Origin of the sequence: Halobacillus amylolyticus (assembly GCF_022921115.1) — a bacterium.
Taxonomy (GTDB): Bacteria; Bacillota; Bacilli; order Bacillales; family Halobacillaceae; genus Halobacillus_A; species Halobacillus_A amylolyticus.
The window spans coordinates 332,115-350,231 of the sequence record NZ_CP095075.1 but is presented as its reverse complement, the minus strand read 5'-3'; the positions used below and the strand labels follow the sequence as shown (position 1 = coordinate 350,231).

Here is an 18,117-nt window from a genome sequence, read left to right as displayed (position 1 = left end):
CATGAGGGAAGGTGAGACGGAGTCGCCTCACCTCACCATGTTAAGTTTTTTTCTCTATTTTTCTTCAGAAGCCCATTGCTTCACTTTTTCTAGCTGCTCCTGATACTTCTCCTCTGGAAGAGCAACATAACCTACTTGTTGTGCTGCTTCACCTGCATTTTCAAGCGTGAATTTCACAAAATCAAGAACCTGTGGTTTCTGTTTTAAGGATTCAACATTCACGTAAGTGTAAAGTGGACGAGACAGTGGTGTGTAGGTACCACTCTGAATGGTTTCATCTGTAGGCTTTACAGGTTCACCTTCACCATTGTCAACGCCTAGCACTTTAAGTTTGTCTTTGTTCTCCGCATAATAGGCATAACCGAAAAATCCAATTGCATAGGGGTCATTAGAAATTCCGCGGACAAGTACGTTGTCATCTTCAGAGAGGGTTGTGTTTTCCCCTTCTTTTAATGGCTGTTCTTCAAGAATAACTTCATTAAAGTAATCAAATGTACCGGAATCATGACCAGGGCTGAAGATTTTAATCGTTTCATCAGGCCATTCAGGATTAATATCTGACCACTTCGTAGCATCTGAAGACTCTAGAAAAATTTGTTTTAGTTGGTCAATCGTTAGGTTTTCTACAAAGTCATTTTTTTGACTGACTACTATAGAGATACCATCCTTTGCTATTTCAAGCGGTTCAAGTCTAACACCATTCTCCTCAGCGATCGCTTGTTCTTCTGGTTTAATTTCACGAGAAGCATTACTTAGGTCAATTTCACCACGAGTAGATTTCTTGAATCCACCACCAGACCCTGAACTGTTCACCGTTGGCTCCGTCTCTGGGTGTTCTTTTTGATATTGATAAGTCAATGCTTCCATAATAGGAAAGACGGTTGAAGAACCATCGATAGTAATCGGACCTGATACACTTTCGGTTGATTCACTGTCGGAACCACCATCACTACTTTCACCATTTGCATTCTCTTCCGATCCACATGCTGAGAGCACTCCAACTACTAGGATAAAAGCTAATAACAATGCTGCATTCTTAAAGCTTTTCATTTTTTCTCCCCCTATAATTCTAAAATGATACGGAGTTAGCTCGGCCAACTCTCAATTTGTATACTAATGATAGAAAGTTAAGTTGATATAAAATGAACGTAAAGGTTTTGTAAATAACAAAGGAATTTTGTATAAAAAAAAGAGCAATGCACTAGTGTGCATCACCCTTCTTCCTGCTTCTCCTCATCAGAGAGAAGGTTCTTGTCGATTCCTTCCTCTGCACGTTGCTCTTTTAACTCGAAGTAAGCATCCATAATTCTCCGGCCAATTTTATAGTTGATCGGAGTATTAGCTTCATTACCCACATATGGAACCATAACAGAAAAGGCAACTTCCGGATCATTGTATGGGGCATAACCGACAAGGGATAAGTTTTCTGTATCGATCACTTTTGTATCTTCCCCTCCGTTAATCGGAATATATTTGGCTGTTTCTGCTGTTCCTGATTTACCTGCTGGCATGTAGTCTACATTTCTAAAATGGCTATAGGCTGTCCCGGCCGGTGATCCCGGTAAGGGACCTGTGAAAACTTCTCGAAATCCTCTTTGGACACGTTCAATATTTTCTTCACTCATTTCAAGTGTATTTAACACTTTAGGGTCATAATCTTTATAAATGTCTCCTAACCCCTCACCTACACGGCTTGGGTTGTGTATTTCACTTACCAGCCTTGGCTTTAATCTTTGACCGCCATTTGCAATTGTTGAGACGTATTGGTTAAGCTGCATAGCGGTGTACGTACTATACTGACCAATCGCAAAGTCAAGAAGGTTACCTGAGGCAGGGTTTTCACCTTTGAACCCTGTTGCTTCAAATGGCAAGTCAATCCCCGTTTCAACACCGAGACCAAATTGCTGGAAGTTATACAAGAAGCGTTGAAATGTATCGCTCGCCAAACCTAATGGCTCCTGTCTCTCATAATGACCTCCACCCATCCAAATGGCAATGAAGAACATATAGACGTTTGAGGACTCTTTTAATGCCGTTAGATAGTTCACCGGTCCAAGCGAAGCGTAAGAACTTTTCTCTGGTGTATCCTTGATTTTAATAGGCCGGTCATTAACGGTGGTAGATGGTGTAATCACCCCTTCATTAAAACCGGTTAGCACGGTCGCTCCTTTAACTGTAGAACCGGGAGCATAGGCATTATAAACAGCTGTGTGAGACCAATCAGATACTAGTTCTTCCCCGGACTCACGGTCATGATTATAGTGCTGGCCAGAGATTGCAAGGACTTCACCTGTCATAGGGTCAGACATGACAACAATCGCATTTTCTAAAAAACGATTCTCGTAAGGGGCTTGCTGAACAGCTGAAACCAGTTCTTCTTTTACAATGTTATCGACTTTACGCTGAAGCTCCATGTCTAGTGTTAACACAAGATCCTTCCCTCGGGAACCCTGTCTGATTACTTTAGAATCAATAATATTGTTACTGCTGTCTGTCGTATATTGCACTTTCTCTTTCGTTCCGCGCAATACTTCTTCATATTGCTGCTCAAGACCACTTGTACCAACTCGGTCATTACGGCTATAGTCAAGTGACATGTAGTACTCAAGTTCCTCACGCGGCACTCCTTGCTCTCGAGTGGTAATGTCCCCTACGTAATTCTTAAATGTGGTGCCGAACGGGTATTCTCTTTCCCAATCAGAAGTCACATTAATGCCTGGAAGCTCAGATAAGTGCTCAGCAACGGTCGAATATTCTTTCTGAGAAATATCCTCATTTTTAATGACATGCGGTGCTAAGGCATAAGCTTTATCTAATTCCTTCTTAATCGCTATAATTTCCTTTGTTTGATCATCATACGAATTGATTTCTTCCTCTGTAATACTGTCCAACTGAAGCTGATACACTTCTCCATTATCCAGCCCTTTGGCTTCTTCTTCCGTTACACGCTTTCGAATATCTTCTTCATTTTCAAGGAAAAAATATTCTTTTAAATCACGTGTAGTAAGTACATTTTCAAAATCCATATCAATATACTTTGCTAATTTTTTCGCAAGTTCCAGTTTATCTTTGGACTGTACTCCCTTAGGTGGTGTATATGTAATCGAATAAAGTGGTTCATTATTAACGATTAGTCGGCCATGTCGATCATACATTTCACCTCTAGGAACAGGTATCGTGGTCGTTGTATTCTCTGTACGATTCACTTTATCCTGTGCCGCTTCACCTGTTAAAATTTGAACGACTCCTAACTGCAAAATAAGTGCCGCAAATAGCAGGAATACAACAAAAAAGATGATATTTAAACGGAAAGGTACATGTGATTTTTTCTTTTTCTTCTTCCCCATAGATTTTTCCTCTCCCTACCTTACATAGTTACCACATTCTAGTATATCATTTATGGCTGTATGAGAATAGACGAAGCTAAGAAGAAAAAGTTTCATTCTTGTACGATTTTCATTTTTTTCAAATCAATATCCTTAATTAGAAAATACACTACAAAATGACCCGCTCCTACGATTAACAAGATGTAAGGAATCCCTATTTCAGGCGGGATAAACATAATCGCAAGCAAGAAAAACAAGATAGAAAGAACACGACCGCAATCAAGAAAAATCTCCCTAACAACAATGTATTCGATACGCATTTCGCCTGCATTCCACGACTTCCCAATCACATCATACGTTAAAGAAACGTAAGGCACATAGAAGAGTGGGAAAAAGAGTCCTGCAATGGCAGCATACAAAAATAGGAATCCGATGCTATCCGATACTATTAACAGCACCACAGATAGGGTCAGCGCCAGCCCCGCCCAGAAAATCGCCTTTTTTCTATATCTCGGTCTTAGCCACTTACTCACTAAAAAGAAAAAAAGGAAGGAAAAACCTGAATATACTAAATTATACAAGCCAAGTGAAAACTCACTTTTTGTCAAAATGAAAATCCATATCGACACAGCGAACAGGAATGAGCCTTCTCTAAAGCCCTGGGAAACATGAGCCTGCAAAATTCGATTCCAATTTTTATTACGTTTTCTCTCATCCATAATTCTCCGAAATGAAAAGTTTCCTTTCGCCTTCCGCCTTGATAGCCCAAAACTTACAGCAACGGCAATAATGAACAGAGCAAACGAAATTGTAAAAATAACCGTGTATCCAGTAAAATTATTCAATCTTGAAATAACAAATCCTGCAAAAAGTGGACCTGTCATTCCGCCAAAGGATTGAAGTATCCCTAAAAACCCATTAAAGAAATCCCTTGTTTCAGGCTCCGTAATTTCGAATGTTAACACATTGAACGCAAGCCAATAAAAACCATAGCCAATACCAAGGATTGATCCAAGTAACAAGTTAAAGGAAGCTGCCCGCTCACCGATTATTAATACCATAAGAAAAAAAATAGAGAGTACGGTCACTCCCGCTCTCAAAACAATTACACGGTCTATCCGTTTCGTCCACTTTCCAGCCAAAATGAACGTCAACGGCTGCATAATGTATATGCACAAATTATATAAAGCAATTTCTGAATAGCTGTTGGATTGTTTCCATAAATAAATATTCACAAACGTACTTGATAAAAATATACCTAGAGAATACAAACCACCGATTAGCAATAAGAGGAGTAGATCTCTCGATATATTCTCTTGGTTGAGCCACACTCTGAGCATTCTCATCATAGTTGTATATCTCCTTTACATTCTGTTCTTAGTGTTGGCAGAACGCATTCAGATATACAAAAAGAGCAGCACGGTAATTAACCGTGCTGCTCTTGTATATAATCTTATTTAGCAGCGTCGTAACGCTTAGCTACTTCATCCCAATTGACTACGTTCCAGAAAGCTGCAACATAATCAGGACGGCGGTTTTGATAATTCAGGTAGTATGCGTGCTCCCAAACATCAAGACCAAGGATTGGAGTTTTACCTTCCATGATTGGAGAATCCTGGTTAAGTGTATCAATGACTTCAAGGTTGCCATTGTTTACTACAAGCCAAGCCCAGCCTGAACCGAAGCGACCTTTTGCTGTTGCTTCAAACTTCTCTTTAAACTGATCAAATCCACCAAATGTGTCATTGATTTTTGTAGCAACTTCACCAGTTGGTTCGCCACCGCCATTCGGTGAAAGAATCGTCCAGAAAAGACTATGGTTTGCATGGCCACCACCGTTGCGACGAACAGCAGTGCGAATGTCTTCTGGTACTGCTGACAGGTTATTTGCTAAAAGCTCATCTAATGATTTTTCTTGAAGATCCGTATTTCCCTCAAGTGCAGCATTTAGCTTAGTCACATAAGTGTTATGGTGCTTCGTATGGTGGATGTTCATTGTCTCCTTGTCGATTGTTGGTTCCAATGCATCATAAGCGTAAGGTAATTCTGGTAGTTCAAATTTAGCCATGTTAACTCCTCCTTTTTATAATATGTACATGATCAGCTCCAATTGAACCTCTCTACTGTACATTACCAAACGGACTTTTTACTTGCAAATCTTATGCATAACAAAATTTGCTTTCGATATTATGCTTTCCCCGTGAATTTCTATTCAAAACCTAAAAAATAAAATAATAACCCCATAATTACGTCTAATGAGGTTATATGGTAAGAAATTTAGTCCTTGGATAAAATCAAATTCAGAGTTAAAGGTCACTATGGTGATTTTGGTCATAAAAAAGACAAGCCTATACGCTTGTTCGAAAATAAAAGTGGTGGCTCGGGACGGAATCGAACCGCCGACACACGGATTTTCAGTCCGTTGCTCTACCGACTGAGCTACCGAGCCATCATAAAGGTATTCGATTAGATTCTCGCTCCTGGGTTTGCTTCGAACCAGATTTAAGGAAGTTATCTGCTCGTCTCGTTTCATGTAAATTCGGTGAAGCCTACGCCCCCTCGCAAAGCCTGCGAAGAAGACTGCTCAGGGAGAAATACAGCTACTGACTGAGCTACCGAACCATCATATGTAATGAAATTTATTTGGTTGCGGGGACAGGATTTGAACCTGTGACCTCCGGGTTATGAGCCCGACGAGCTACCAGACTGCTCTACCCCGCGGTAATGTGAAAAACCTTTTATCAGTTTTTCATAATTTTTGTAAAACTGCTTCTCACCTTAATAAAATATGGCGGAGGAGGAGGGATTCGAACCCCCGCGGGCCGTGAAGCCCCTGTCGGTTTTCAAGACCGATCCCTTCAGCCGAACTTGGGTACTCCTCCGCGAATAGAATGGTGGACCCTGCAGGACTCGAACCTGCGACCGATCGGTTATGAGCCGATAGCTCTAACCAGCTGAGCTAAGGGTCCAACATGGGGCGGCTGATGGGAATCGAACCCACGAATGCCGGAACCACAATCCGGTGCGTTAACCACTTCGCCACAACCGCCATGATTGGAATGAATCTAATATATGTAGCTGATCTTACCCGTGTTCAGGCAAGTCTATTCAGCATTAAATAGTAGCGGCGGAGGGGATCGAACCCCCGACCTCACGGGTATGAACCGTACGCTCTAGCCAGCTGAGCTACACCGCCATAAGTTGTCGCTAACCATTTCTAATGAAGCGACGCATATTAATATAGCATGACCACAAACAATCTGTCAACAAAAATTTATGTAAGATTTATTGCAGCGACAAAAATAATATAGCATGGCCTAGTTCTGCTTTCAATACTTTTTTTAAATTTCTTATATTAACAGGAGGACGGTGTATACACACGCCCTCCTGTCTTACTTTATTTATAGGCTTTCTTTTTCACCAAGTACTTCTTCTGCAATGTTTACCGCATGATCACCGATTCGTTCAAGATTGCTCAACATGTCCACAAATACGATACCAGCTTGTCCTGAACATACACCTTCATTCATACGGATAATATGCTTCTTACGGTAACTGCGCTCCATTCGGTCAAGTTCGTTCTCTTTTTGTACGACAGATAGCGCTTCTTCCCTATCCATGAGTTCAAGAGCATTCATAGATTGCTTAACTGTCATTAGAGTCAGATTAAACATTTCATTCATGTCTTTTCGAGCTTGTTCAGTTAAATCAATTTTATTTGAATTTTTATAGTCAATCAGTTCAATAATGTTCTCAAAATGATCCCCTATACGTTCTATATCCCTTACAGAATCCATCAATGCAGAGTGCTTATGACTTTCTTCGTCTGTTAACGAAGCTTGTGAAAGATCAACTAAATAGTCCGTGATTTTTCTATCTAAGTTATTCAATGCCTCTTCAATTTGCAAGGCCATTTCAGAATGCTTCTTTTGTTTATTGTTCAGGTATAAGCTCGTTTCTTCTAATCCCTTATAGGCATATTCACCCATGCGGATAACTTCCTCTTTTGCCTGGTCCAACGCAAGGGCTGGAGACTGTTCAATAAAGATTGGATCAAGATGCTGCGGTTTGAATTCAATCACAGAATCCTCTCCAGGAATAAGGCGAGTCACAATCCATGCTAATACAGCAATGAAAGGAAATTGGATAAGCGTATTAGCAATGTTAAAGGACCCATGAGCAAAAGCAATCGTCATTTCCGGCTCTAAACTTAATGCTCCCCGCAGCCATTCGACATAAGCTGTGAAAGGTACTAGCAAAAGTAAGAATATTGTTGCACCGACGACATTAAAGATGACATGTACAAATGCAGCACGCTTTGCTCCAACACTTGCACCAATGGCAGCTAGAACAGCAGTAATAGTCGTTCCAATGTTATCACCGAAAAGCACTGGTAAAGCTGCGTCCAGCCTCACTAACCCGGAACCAAAGAGCTCCTGAAGAATACCAATTGTTGCACTGGAACTTTGTACAATTACGGTAAATAACGTACCAATGACAACACCTAAAATCGGGTTGTTACTCATGCTTACTGTTAACTCTTGAAACGCTTCTAATGAACGAAGTGGTTTCATTCCACCGCTCATAGTCTCTAGACCAAAGAAAAGGGCTCCAAGTCCAAAGATAGTTTGTCCGATATACGTAACACGCTTGTTTTTAAAGAAGAATAATAATAGTGCACCAATAGCTAAGATAGGCAAACCATATGCTTTGATATCAATACCAATAATAAACGCCGTCATCGTTGTTCCAATGTTAGCCCCCATGATGACACCAATCGCTTGACGGAATGTCATAAATCCAGCATTAACAAGTCCAACTGTTAATACAGTAGTTGTCGAACTACTTTGGACCAAGGCAGTTACTACAGCACCAGCTACTACGCCCATAAAAGGGTTGCTGGTGAAACGGTCCAACAGCTCACGCAGACGTTCTCCTGCAACTTTTTGCAGCCCGTCCCCCATATATTTCAAACCAAAAAGGAATATCCCTAGACCACCAATGAATTCAAATATCATCTTTTGAACATCGATATCCAATTTCTCTCCACCCTTTCTCATCCAATTATTTTACATTTTTTTATCTTTTTTTTAATGCCTTTCTCATTATTGCTGATCTTATTTTCATTTGTAAAGGAAATCCGCAAAACTTAACATTAAATTTACATTCGATTTAATCTTCACTTAAACTTTTGTGGTTTCACTTGCTTATACGGGTGTTGTCACTTACTATAGAGACGTTAAAATAAAGGGGATTTCCAATCATGAGCAAAACAAAACAACTATTAAAAAGCTTCTACCATTTTAAGATGCTTGCTGCTTTTCGTGTACAGCCTGTTGGAAAAGCAATCAGCTATTTGTTTTATTTAAGTCTAATTGTCCTTATTCCTGTGTTAATAAGTTCTGTCTATACATATTTAACAACCCAGGATTCACTTAACGATACGATTAGCCATGGTATTTCAAGTGGAATTTTTGTCGTTATCTTTCTGCCATTTATTTATTTTTTCATTGCTCTCAGTTTATTCCTGCTTGTATCCGCTCTTGCTGGGTTAGCTGTTCCATACACACATTATCGAAGGATGCGTGCTGATTATAAGCAATTATGGAATATATCAGCATTCGCCATAACAGCACCTACCTTAGTGCTTGTATGCGTGGAATCCTTTATTGTGTCAAGCCCTCTTCTTATCTGTCTGTATTTTCTCATTTCATGCTTTTATGTTCTATACGCTCTTAGCTATCTCCCTAAACTCCCTAAATAACCCCCTTGCCATAAAAAGCAAAGGGGTTTTTGGGTCATTAGTTTTCTTCAATCTTTTTAACTAACACTTTTGTTCCATCGACAGAAATTATTTTTACTGATTCGTTTTTATAGATCCATTTTCCGTTTGATACTGCACTATACTCTTCCTCTTCGATCTGGATCGTTCCAGAAGGTCTCATATCTGTTGAGGCTTTTCCTGTCTGTCCAACTAAACCGGCATACGACTCTTTCATCGAATTATATCCCATTTCAGAGGTGAGTTGATCTACAAGCGTAATTTTCGTCCACATCTCCCTGCGCTTAAACACTTTAAGGAACACCAAAGAACTCGCTCCTCCAAGTAAAACACCTATCACACTGTATAAACCAGCCACCCAGTTTGGCGCACTAAAGCCTACAGCAACAATCATGGCTGCAGCGCCAATTGTCGCAAGTGTTCCGTCATTTACAACTTTTCCATCAATTATAATAAGGGCTAACCCAATTAAATAGATAATCATCATAATGACAAACATATTTAAAGATAAGTAAGAGGAAAAGTAAACTGTAATAAAACCTAAACCTAGTATCCCCAATAAACCACGCATGTTTACTAACAATTCTCCGACTAAAAACATCGTTCCAAATAACGTCATAAATAAAACGATCCAGTCAAAGGATAATAAATCCATTTATGCTCACACCCTTTCCCATAACCTTAAGATACTATATGTACGAATTATGTTAAAAAACGTTTCAATTTAACAGTTATGATTTTATAATAAACAAATACCGTGATATAATCTTCTAAGTTGTTTAAGATACAGATCATTTACACTATCTTCACATTAAATTGTGACTATTCAAAAGGCATGACTTCTCATTTATAAGAATACCCCTTATAATTAGGGATGGTAATGTAGTAAAACCTTGTTTCACATATAAAGGAGCGATTCTATATGGCAATAACTCACAGAAAAGATACTCGGCCTGTAAAAGTGGGAGATCTTACAATTGGTGGAGCAGACCAAGTTGTGATTCAGTCCATGACAACTACTAAAACACACGACGTTGAAGCAACTGTTGCAGAAATAAAACGACTGGAAGAAGCAGGCTGCCAGGTTGTCCGAGTCGCATGCCCGGATGACCGCGCGGCAGATGCCATTCCAGAAATTAAAAAACGTATAAATATTCCTCTTGTAGTTGATATCCACTTTGATTACAAGAAAGCACTCAAGGCGATTGAGGGTGGAGCCGATAAAATCCGTATTAACCCAGGAAATATCGGTAAACGTGAAAAAGTCGAAGCAGTTGTAAAAGCAGCTAAAGCTAAAGGGGTTCCGATCCGTATTGGAGTTAACGCCGGCTCGCTAGAACGACATATCCTAGAAAAATACGGCTACCCGACAGCAGATGGCATGGTAGAAAGTGCACTGCACCATATTAAAATTCTTGAAGATCTAGATTTTCACGATATTATTGTATCCCTTAAGGCTTCAGACGTTAAGCTCGCTATTGAAGCATACGAAAAAGCAGCAGAAGCGATTTCTTATCCATTGCACTTAGGAATTACTGAGTCAGGTACACTGTTTGCGGGAACCGTGAAAAGTGCCGCAGGACTTGGCGCGATTCTTAGTAAAGGGATTGGCAGCACACTAAGAATCAGCTTGAGTGCTGACCCGGTTGAAGAGGTGAAAGTTGCCCGCGAACTCCTTAAATCTTATGGTTTGGCTTCAAATGCTGCAACACTTATCTCTTGCCCAACATGTGGGCGAATCGAAATTGATTTGATTGCTATTGCAAATGAAGTAGAGGAATATATCCAAACCATCAAAGCACCAATCAAAGTGGCTGTTCTCGGCTGTGCAGTAAACGGCCCTGGTGAAGCCCGTGAAGCTGATATTGGTATTGCTGGCGCACGAGGTGAGGGGCTCCTGTTCCGCCATGGGGAAATCATCCGTAAAGTTCCGGAAGACATTATGGTAGAAGAGCTTAAAAAAGAAGTCGATAAGCTTGCTGAAGAACACTATGAGAAAGAACGTCTAGAAAAAGAAAAGCAAAAAGTTTAAAATCCAAGCAAAAAAGGTGGACCACTCGAGGGTCCACCTTTTTTGCTAAACTAAATTACCTGCCGTTGCGAAAAACACGGAGAATAAAATGGATACAGCACTAATGATGATCGCCATATTTCCAAGTGTATTTGCATTTTGGCGTTTGCCAATGATACCGAAAACGATCCCGACAATCCCTAATAAAAGGGGGGCAAAGAAGAAAGATAATATAGCGGCAGATAAGCCTATCCACGCCATAGCAGTGTTTACTTCACCTTGCATCGTCGTTTCTTGTTCCTCAGACCTCATTGTCTGGTTCATCGGCATTGCCTCTTCAGCAAATTCTTCCTCATAACTGTCCCCATAAACGGGTTCGTTAGAAGTTTCTTTTGGTTCTTGAACTTGTTCTAACTCCTCATGCTGTTCTGGAGTTTCCTCTGTATTACGATTCTCTACTGGTTCCTTGGGTTCATTCATGAGATCACCCTCACTTTCTATTGGAGAATCATGATTAGTATGTGATATGAACTCACTTTTATAGAAGGAAGTTGATGGGAATGAAGAAAAGCACTTTTTAACTTTCAAAAAAACCTTCACGTCAGTCGACGTGAAGGCCCTCGTCATTTGTTTACTAAAGCTATTGTTTCATATGCTTCTGCCTTTGATTGGATTTCCTTCGCATACCAACTTTCAGCATGTCCATTTTTATCAATATAATCCTTTAATCCGCCAACACCACGGTGGTAGGCCGTAAGCGCTTTATCCCAATTATCATATTTATTATGCAAATAATCTAAGTAAACAACTGACAATTGCATGGAATAGTACGGGTCAAACAGAAGTTCATCCTTATAAGGAAGACCTGCCATCTCAGCAATCCAAGGTGCAGTATTTTTCATAAATTGAGCCATGCCATAAGCTCTCCCATATTCCGTTTCAGGTCCAACAAGTTTAGGATCGAACGTTCCTCCTGTTTCCACCTTTAACAACTCATAAGCAACGTAAGGATCGACTCCATACTGCGCTGACTGTTTAATTAAATAAAGAGCCCATGACTTTTTGAACTTCTGATCACTGTCTTCATAGAAAATATTAGCCAGTTTGGCATGATTCGGCCATTTTTTAAACTCTTGTGTTTTCTTTCTAACTCCTGTTTCTGTCAGCAAGTAGTCACTTTTCGCCTGAAGCCGCTCAATTTTCTCATTTAAGCGTTTATTTTTTTCAGCAATGGCTGAGGTCTCCTGTTCTTTATAATGATTCATGATCAAGTAGGTTCCTACAACTAATATAATTGATATTCCCACTTGGACAAATATTACCAATCCCTTCATTTTTACACACTCCTCTTAGTTCACCAGTATATATACCCTTTTCTGCCTTATTTAAAGCATTTTAAAAAAATATACTGTCTTGTGAACAATTCCGTGCTTCATTCATAAGTTGTATGGAGTAAAGAAACGGGGGAGTAATTATAAATGAAACATGTGGCTCAACAGATCATCGCCCAAAAACTAAAGCAATTAACCGTAGACGATCTTCTTCATTATAGTCAAAAATATAAGATTAAAATAACAAGAGGAGAGGCTAAACAAATTGTTTCTGCCCTTAAGAAAAGTAATGAGAACCCATTCGATCCTAAGGGAAGAAAGCGAATGCTGAATAATTTAGCAGCAATTACATCAAACGATACGGCCAGGTCCGTTAATCAATTGTTGATTAAACTTGCTAAAGAACATGGTGTTGAACATTGGTTGCAATAAAAAGGAGAGTGCACTGCACTCTCCCTAGTCTTACTGCTCCATAATTTTTTCTTTTAAAGACTCGTCATAGCTCCCTTCTTTAAGCATACCAATTTCGAAACGATAAGGAGGCTGTTTGTTTTTCTTATCTTCGCCTACGTAAGGTGTTTCCAGTATCTTTGGAATATCTTTAAAGCTAGGATGATGAACAACATAGTGAAGAGCCTCAAAGCCAATGTGACCAAACCCAATGTTCTCATGGCGGTCCTTTTGTGCACCTTGAATATTTTTACTATCATTGACGTGAACAACTTTTATACGATCAACACCGACTATACGTTCAAATTCATCAAGCACACCATCAAAGTCTTTTATGACATTGTAGCCGGCATCGTGAATATGGCAGGTGTCCATACAAACGGAAAGTTTCTCGTTTAACGTCACACCATCAATAATTTCAGCGAGTTCCTCGAAACTGCGGCCACACTCTGAGCCTTTTCCAGCCATCGTCTCAAGGGCTATTTGCACCTTTTGATCTTTATGAAGAACTTCATTTAATCCTTCTATAATTTTAGGGATCCCTTTGTCAGCACCTTGTCCCACATGTGATCCAGGATGAAGTACGATCTGTCTTGCCCCTAAGGCTTCGGTACGTTCAATTTCATTTCTTAAAAAATCAACGCCAAGCTGAAACGTCTCAGGCTTTGTTGTGTTGCCGATATTTATAATATAGGGTGCATGTACAACAATGTCATGGATGCCATTGGCCTCCATATGTTCAGTTCCAGCTTCAATATTCATTTCCTCGATTGGGCGTCTCCTCGTGTTTTGTGGTGCACCGGTATAAATCATAAATGTAGAAGCACCATATGACGCTGCTTCCTCACTTGCACCTAGCAGCATTTTCTTTCCTTTCATCGAAACGTGTGAACCAATCTTAACCATATTATTCCCCTCCTAAAGCTACTTTTGCTTACCGCGATAGCTGTTTCGTTTGATCTTTTTTAAATTTTGATCAGCTTTTCGCTTCATTTTCTTTTTATAACCCGGCTTCACTTTTTTAGGCTTTCTAACCATTTGTTTCGCTTGCTTTTCCATATCCGATTCTTTTCGTGTACGCGTCTGCCGTTCTTTATAAGATTTAGCTTCTTTCCACTCCCCGTTTTTCACTTCATAATAGGTGAAAGTAAGCCCGCGTTTTTCTAACTTTTCAATCAATGGAAGGTCTTCTTCTGTATAAAGGTTGATCGCTGTTCCTTCAAGGCCAGCCCTTGCTGTACGCCCAACACGGTGGATATAGAATTCCTCTTCCTTAGGCATACGTGCGTTAATAACATGACTGACTCCCTGAATATCTATCCCACGAGAAGCTAGATCAGTTGCTACAATATATTGGTACTTAAGGCTTTGAAGTTCCTTAAGCATACGCTTCCGCTCCCTAGGGGAGAGTCCTCCATGAAGAAGTCCAGTTTCAAGTCCCCGGTCCAGTAAATCACTTGCTAACTCATTCGCCTGTTCTTTCCCATTCGTAAAAATAATCGCTAAATACGGTTGAATACCTTTTGTAATGTTTATAATTACATCAGCAGGATTCTTGTGGCGTAAAGCAACTAAACGATGCTCCATTGACTCCGGTGAGGGCTTATCATCTTGGATCTGAATATGGGTAGGGTTTGTTAGATACTTTTTCAAAAACGGCTGCAGCCGCTCTGGAATTGTTGCAGAGAAGACAAGGGTTTGGACGTCCTCATCCATACGGACAAGAATTTGGTCCACGTCCTCTATAAAACCTAAATCAACCATGAGGTCCGCTTCATCAAGTACGAAGGCATTCGCATGGTGCAAATCCAATGCTTCTTCTTTGACCATATCTAAAATTCGCCCTGGCGTCCCCACGACAATATGCGGAGGATTCGATGACAATTTGTCGATCATTTTTTGCTTGTCGGTTCCACCGATCACAAGTTTTGCTTTCCATATTTCATTTTTGTCGGCATACTGAATTGCTTTTTTTACTTCTTCGTAAATTTGCATGGCCAGTTCCCTGGTAGGTGCTGTTACAACAAATTGCACATGATTGTCTTCCTCATTCAACTGATTGAACAGTGGAAGTAAATAAGCATGTGTTTTACCTGAACCTGTATGAGATTGTCCTATAAGGCTTTCCCCCCGTAAGGCTGCCGGGATTACTTCCTGTTGTATAGGTGTCGGCTCAAAAAAACTTAACTGATTTATAATTTGGTCTACGCTTTTATTAATTGCGTATTGTTTAAACGAATGATTACGCATTTCCGTACTCCTTTAAAGTAAATTGTTCCATCCTCTATTATAACCTGAGTGATAAGATAATTGCACGAGCATATAGACATTCTTTGTCATCTTCCCTATTTCCATTTATAATAAGAAGTGAGATGATAAAAGTAACAGTTTGGGTTTAAGAGGAGGATCTATAAAATGGAAATTATTAAAATCGCACCGCGCGGTTATTGCTACGGAGTGGTAGATGCGATGGTTATTGCTAAAAACGCAGCCAGAGACCCCAATTTGCCACGTCCCATATATATTTTAGGGATGATTGTTCACAATGCTCACGTTACAGATGCATTTGAAAATGAAGGGATTATTACAGTAAATGGTAAAGACCGACTTGACCTTCTAGAGGATATTAATGAGGGAACGGTTATTTTCACTGCCCACGGCGTATCACCTGAAGTTAAGGAAAGAGCTAAAGCGAAGGGACTAACGACACTGGACGCCACTTGTCCAGATGTTACAAGTACTCATAACTTAATTCGCGATAAAGTGGCTGAAGGGTATGAAATCATTTATGTTGGCAAAGCAGGACATCCGGAACCTGAAGGTGCGTTAGGCGTAGCACCTGGCAAGGTACACCTTGTCCAAACGGAAGAAGATGTAGAATATCTCACCATCGATCATGACAAGCTTCTCATTACTAATCAAACGACGATGAGTCAATGGGACGTATATGACGTCATGGAAAAGGTTAAGGAAAAGTACCCAGAGGTAGAAAAACACCAAGAAATTTGTATGGCCACCCAAGTTCGCCAAGAGGCTGTGTCCGAACAAGCGAAAGATGCGGACTTAACACTAGTAGTCGGTGATCCGACCAGCAACAATTCGAACCGTCTGGCTCAAGTTTCTATAGAAGTAGCCGGCACTCAAGCTTACCGTATTGCAGATGTTTCTGATTTAAAACTAGAATGGCTTGATGGTGTTAACAAAGTAGCCGTAACCGCGGGTGCCTCTACACCAACACCAATTACTAAAGAAGTGATTAAATTTATCGAACAATATGACCCTGAGAATGAAGATACATGGAACCAAGAATCAAAAGTAAAAAAAGACAAGATTCTACCTAAGATAAAAGCTAAAAAGAAATAATTTTAAAATGCCACCTGCGCTCAGGTGGCATTTTCTCACATAAAGCGAAAGGGCTCTGTTTTTGAGTTCGATACTATAAACTCGACATCAGGACCGCATTCCTCTTGTAATCGTTTCTGAAGATGAGGGGTTATAACCTTTTCAACATGGTGTCCTGGATCAATCACTGCCAACCCCATTTGTTCAGCATCTTGTGCTAAATGAAAAGAAAGATCACCCGTAATATATACATCTGCTCCTTTTTTCTTCGCATCATGGATATACTTTTCCCCACTCCCCCCTAGGAGGGCAACGGTTTGAATAGTTTGATCACGGTCTCCTACATAACGTAGAGCAGGCACATCATACTGTTCTTTCACTACATCACAAAGTTCACCAAGTGTTGTCGCTTCCGAAAGTGTTCCCACTCTCCCAACACCCATCGCCTCACCTTCGTTTACAAGTGGATAGAGGTCATAGGCAACTTCCTCATATGGGTGGGCCTTATTCATGGCCTTGAGAACGTTAGCAAGCTTTGAGTTTGGTATGATGGTCTCTACACGATACTCATCAACTCTTTCTAGCTCCCCTGACTGCCAATAAATGGACTCGTACCGTCTAAAGGCTTAAATGTACCCTGACCCGCTGATTGAAATGTACAGTGGCTGTAAGCTCCTATATGGCCAGCCCCTGCCTCGCCTAGAGCATTTCTTAGGTCATCAGCATAATCTTCTGGTACAAATACCACAAGCTTAACGAGTACCTCTTTCTCTGTTTCGATTAATGGCTTTACATCTTTCATTTGTAAAAGCTCTGCCATTACATCATTCACACCACCACTAGCAACATCTAAATTTGTGTGAGCGGCATATACAGCTATATCATACTGAATAAGCTTTTTAATAATTCTTCCCTTAGGTTTATCTAAATCAATTTGTTTCAGAGAAGTAAACAATAAAGGATGATGCGCAATAATTAAATCCACCCCGTTTTCGATTGCCTCATCCACTACATTTTCTAATACATCCAGCGTGATCATCACTTTAGATGCGGGTTTATTTAATGTACCGACTTGAAGACCAACATTGTCCCAATCAAAGGCATAGTGCTTTGGTGACATTTTCTCGAGCTGCTTAATGATAAGATCTGCTTGCCATGTCATTGTTCTAGAACCTCCTTTAACCAAACTAATTCTTTTTGAAATAACTGAATTTTTTTCTCATCTGGCTGTTTAGAGCACCTAATCTGATGTACTATCCTTTCTTTTTTGCTCTTTTCCTCCTTCCACTTCTTTCTAAACACCGGACTTCGTTCCTTCATCAGCCAAGGGCCGAGCCATAGCTGTTTTTCAAAACTCTCCTGCTGGTATATGTGTTCAGGATCTCCCTTTTCAGCAGCCAGCACCTCATAAATATGTCCATTTTCTTCAAGAATGGCTTCATGTACTAACTGGTATTGATTATCGTAAAACCACCTACGAATCGAGCGTGCATCAATATTCGGCTGGACAATAATCTTTGAAACACTGCTTAACTTATCTTTGCCACTTTCTAATATATCACGGATGAGCGGCCCACCCATACCGGCGATCACTACTTGTTCCACTTCATTGTTTATAAGAACATCTAAACCATCCCCTAACCTTACATCAATTTGATCATTTAATTGATGGGTGTCTACCTCTTTCAAGGCACTTTGGTAGGGGCCGTTGTTTACTTCGCCTGCTACTGCTCTGGCATGCCGATCATGAAGACAGACGTAGCAAGGAAGATAAGCATGATCAGAACCGATATCCGCAAAATAAGCTGCTTGTGGCAAGTATTCTGCTACTTTTTTCAGACGAAGTGATAGTTGTGTTCCATTCATAAACCATTT

General features: G+C 40.2%; 15 protein-coding genes, 6 tRNA genes and 1 pseudogene. 4 read left to right on the top strand and 18 right to left on the bottom strand.

Going from position 1 to position 18,117, the window contains the following annotated elements; all coding sequences use genetic code 11:
* Positions 1-54: 54 nt before the first annotated feature.
* The 11 genes from MUO15_RS01855 to MUO15_RS01805 all read right to left on the bottom strand — a co-directional run bounded on the left by MUO15_RS01855 (position 55) and on the right by MUO15_RS01805 (position 8,365).
* On the bottom strand, positions 55-1,050 hold the full coding sequence (locus MUO15_RS01855) for a PstS family phosphate ABC transporter substrate-binding protein (RefSeq protein ID WP_245033032.1): 996 nt from the start codon (positions 1,048-1,050) through the stop codon (positions 55-57).
* Between the two features lie 161 nt (positions 1,051-1,211).
* Positions 1,212-3,347, bottom strand: a complete 2,136-nt coding sequence (locus MUO15_RS01850; protein ID WP_245033030.1) for a peptidoglycan D,D-transpeptidase FtsI family protein — start codon at positions 3,345-3,347, stop codon at positions 1,212-1,214.
* Between the two features lie 92 nt (positions 3,348-3,439).
* On the bottom strand, positions 3,440-4,675 hold the full coding sequence (locus MUO15_RS01845; protein ID WP_245033028.1) for an MFS transporter: 1,236 nt from the start codon (positions 4,673-4,675) through the stop codon (positions 3,440-3,442).
* Between the two features lie 104 nt (positions 4,676-4,779).
* Positions 4,780-5,394 (bottom strand): superoxide dismutase, encoded by a 615-nt coding sequence (locus MUO15_RS01840; protein ID WP_245033026.1) that lies wholly within the window; start codon positions 5,392-5,394, stop codon positions 4,780-4,782.
* Between the two features lie 305 nt (positions 5,395-5,699).
* Positions 5,700-5,775 (bottom strand) — tRNA-Phe (locus tag MUO15_RS01835).
* A 195-nt stretch (positions 5,776-5,970) separates the two neighbouring features.
* Positions 5,971-6,047: transfer RNA gene (locus MUO15_RS01830), tRNA-Met, on the bottom strand.
* A 68-nt stretch (positions 6,048-6,115) separates the two neighbouring features.
* Positions 6,116-6,208 (bottom strand) — tRNA-Ser (locus tag MUO15_RS01825).
* Between the two features lie 10 nt (positions 6,209-6,218).
* Positions 6,219-6,295, bottom strand: a tRNA-Ile gene (locus tag MUO15_RS01820).
* A gap of 4 nt (positions 6,296-6,299) precedes the next feature.
* Positions 6,300-6,375: transfer RNA gene (locus MUO15_RS01815), tRNA-His, on the bottom strand.
* Positions 6,376-6,448: 73 nt separating this feature from the next.
* Positions 6,449-6,522: transfer RNA gene (locus MUO15_RS01810), tRNA-Met, on the bottom strand.
* Positions 6,523-6,727: 205 nt separating this feature from the next.
* Positions 6,728-8,365, bottom strand: a complete 1,638-nt coding sequence (locus tag MUO15_RS01805; protein WP_245033024.1) for a Na/Pi cotransporter family protein — start codon at positions 8,363-8,365, stop codon at positions 6,728-6,730.
* Positions 8,366-8,589: 224 nt separating this feature from the next.
* Here MUO15_RS01805 and MUO15_RS01800 point away from each other — a divergent pair, with 224 nt between their 5' ends.
* Entirely contained in the window at positions 8,590-9,090 is a 501-nt protein-coding gene (locus MUO15_RS01800) for a DUF1189 family protein (RefSeq protein ID WP_245033022.1), read from the top strand.
* Between the two features lie 37 nt (positions 9,091-9,127).
* Here MUO15_RS01800 and MUO15_RS01795 read toward each other — a convergent pair whose 3' ends face one another.
* Entirely contained in the window at positions 9,128-9,763 is a 636-nt protein-coding gene (locus MUO15_RS01795) for an NfeD family protein (RefSeq protein WP_245033020.1), read from the bottom strand.
* Between the two features lie 273 nt (positions 9,764-10,036).
* On the opposite strand from MUO15_RS01795, the gene ispG reads away from it, so the two are divergent.
* Positions 10,037-11,140: a flavodoxin-dependent (E)-4-hydroxy-3-methylbut-2-enyl-diphosphate synthase gene (ispG, locus tag MUO15_RS01790; protein ID WP_245035800.1), complete on the top strand. Its 1,104-nt coding sequence runs from the start codon at positions 10,037-10,039 to the stop codon at positions 11,138-11,140.
* 45 nt (positions 11,141-11,185) lie between these two features.
* On the opposite strand, the gene MUO15_RS01785 is transcribed toward ispG, so the two are convergent.
* Both MUO15_RS01785 and MUO15_RS01780 read right to left on the bottom strand, forming a co-directional pair.
* Positions 11,186-11,599 carry a DUF4190 domain-containing protein gene (locus tag MUO15_RS01785; protein ID WP_245033018.1) on the bottom strand — a complete coding sequence of 138 codons (414 nt, stop codon included), beginning with the start codon at positions 11,597-11,599 and terminating at the stop codon, positions 11,186-11,188.
* Between the two features lie 143 nt (positions 11,600-11,742).
* Positions 11,743-12,453, bottom strand: a complete 711-nt coding sequence (locus MUO15_RS01780; protein ID WP_245033016.1) for a lytic transglycosylase domain-containing protein — start codon at positions 12,451-12,453, stop codon at positions 11,743-11,745.
* 144 nt (positions 12,454-12,597) lie between these two features.
* Here MUO15_RS01780 and MUO15_RS01775 point away from each other — a divergent pair, with 144 nt between their 5' ends.
* Positions 12,598-12,882, top strand: coding sequence for a DUF2624 domain-containing protein (locus tag MUO15_RS01775; protein WP_245033014.1), 285 nt, complete (start codon positions 12,598-12,600; stop codon positions 12,880-12,882).
* A gap of 30 nt (positions 12,883-12,912) precedes the next feature.
* Here the strand turns inward: MUO15_RS01775 and MUO15_RS01770 are convergent, their stop codons facing one another.
* Entirely contained in the window at positions 12,913-13,806 is an 894-nt protein-coding gene (locus tag MUO15_RS01770; protein WP_245033012.1) for a deoxyribonuclease IV, read from the bottom strand.
* Positions 13,807-13,824: 18 nt separating this feature from the next.
* Entirely contained in the window at positions 13,825-15,150 is a 1,326-nt protein-coding gene (locus MUO15_RS01765; protein WP_245033010.1) for a DEAD/DEAH box helicase, read from the bottom strand.
* 165 nt (positions 15,151-15,315) lie between these two features.
* On the opposite strand from MUO15_RS01765, the gene MUO15_RS01760 reads away from it, so the two are divergent.
* Positions 15,316-16,263 (top strand): 4-hydroxy-3-methylbut-2-enyl diphosphate reductase, encoded by a 948-nt coding sequence (locus MUO15_RS01760; RefSeq protein ID WP_245033008.1) that lies wholly within the window; start codon positions 15,316-15,318, stop codon positions 16,261-16,263.
* Positions 16,264-16,298: 35 nt separating this feature from the next.
* Here MUO15_RS01760 and MUO15_RS22055 read toward each other — a convergent pair.
* Both MUO15_RS22055 and MUO15_RS01750 read right to left on the bottom strand, forming a co-directional pair.
* Positions 16,299-17,404 (bottom strand): annotated as a pseudogene (locus MUO15_RS22055) (Nif3-like dinuclear metal center hexameric protein).
* On the bottom strand, positions 17,401-18,108 hold the full coding sequence (locus MUO15_RS01750) for a tRNA (adenine(22)-N(1))-methyltransferase (RefSeq protein ID WP_245033006.1): 708 nt from the start codon (positions 18,106-18,108) through the stop codon (positions 17,401-17,403). The pseudogene MUO15_RS22055 and the gene MUO15_RS01750 overlap by 4 nt, the downstream one beginning before the upstream one ends.
* Positions 18,109-18,117: the final 9 nt, after the last annotated feature.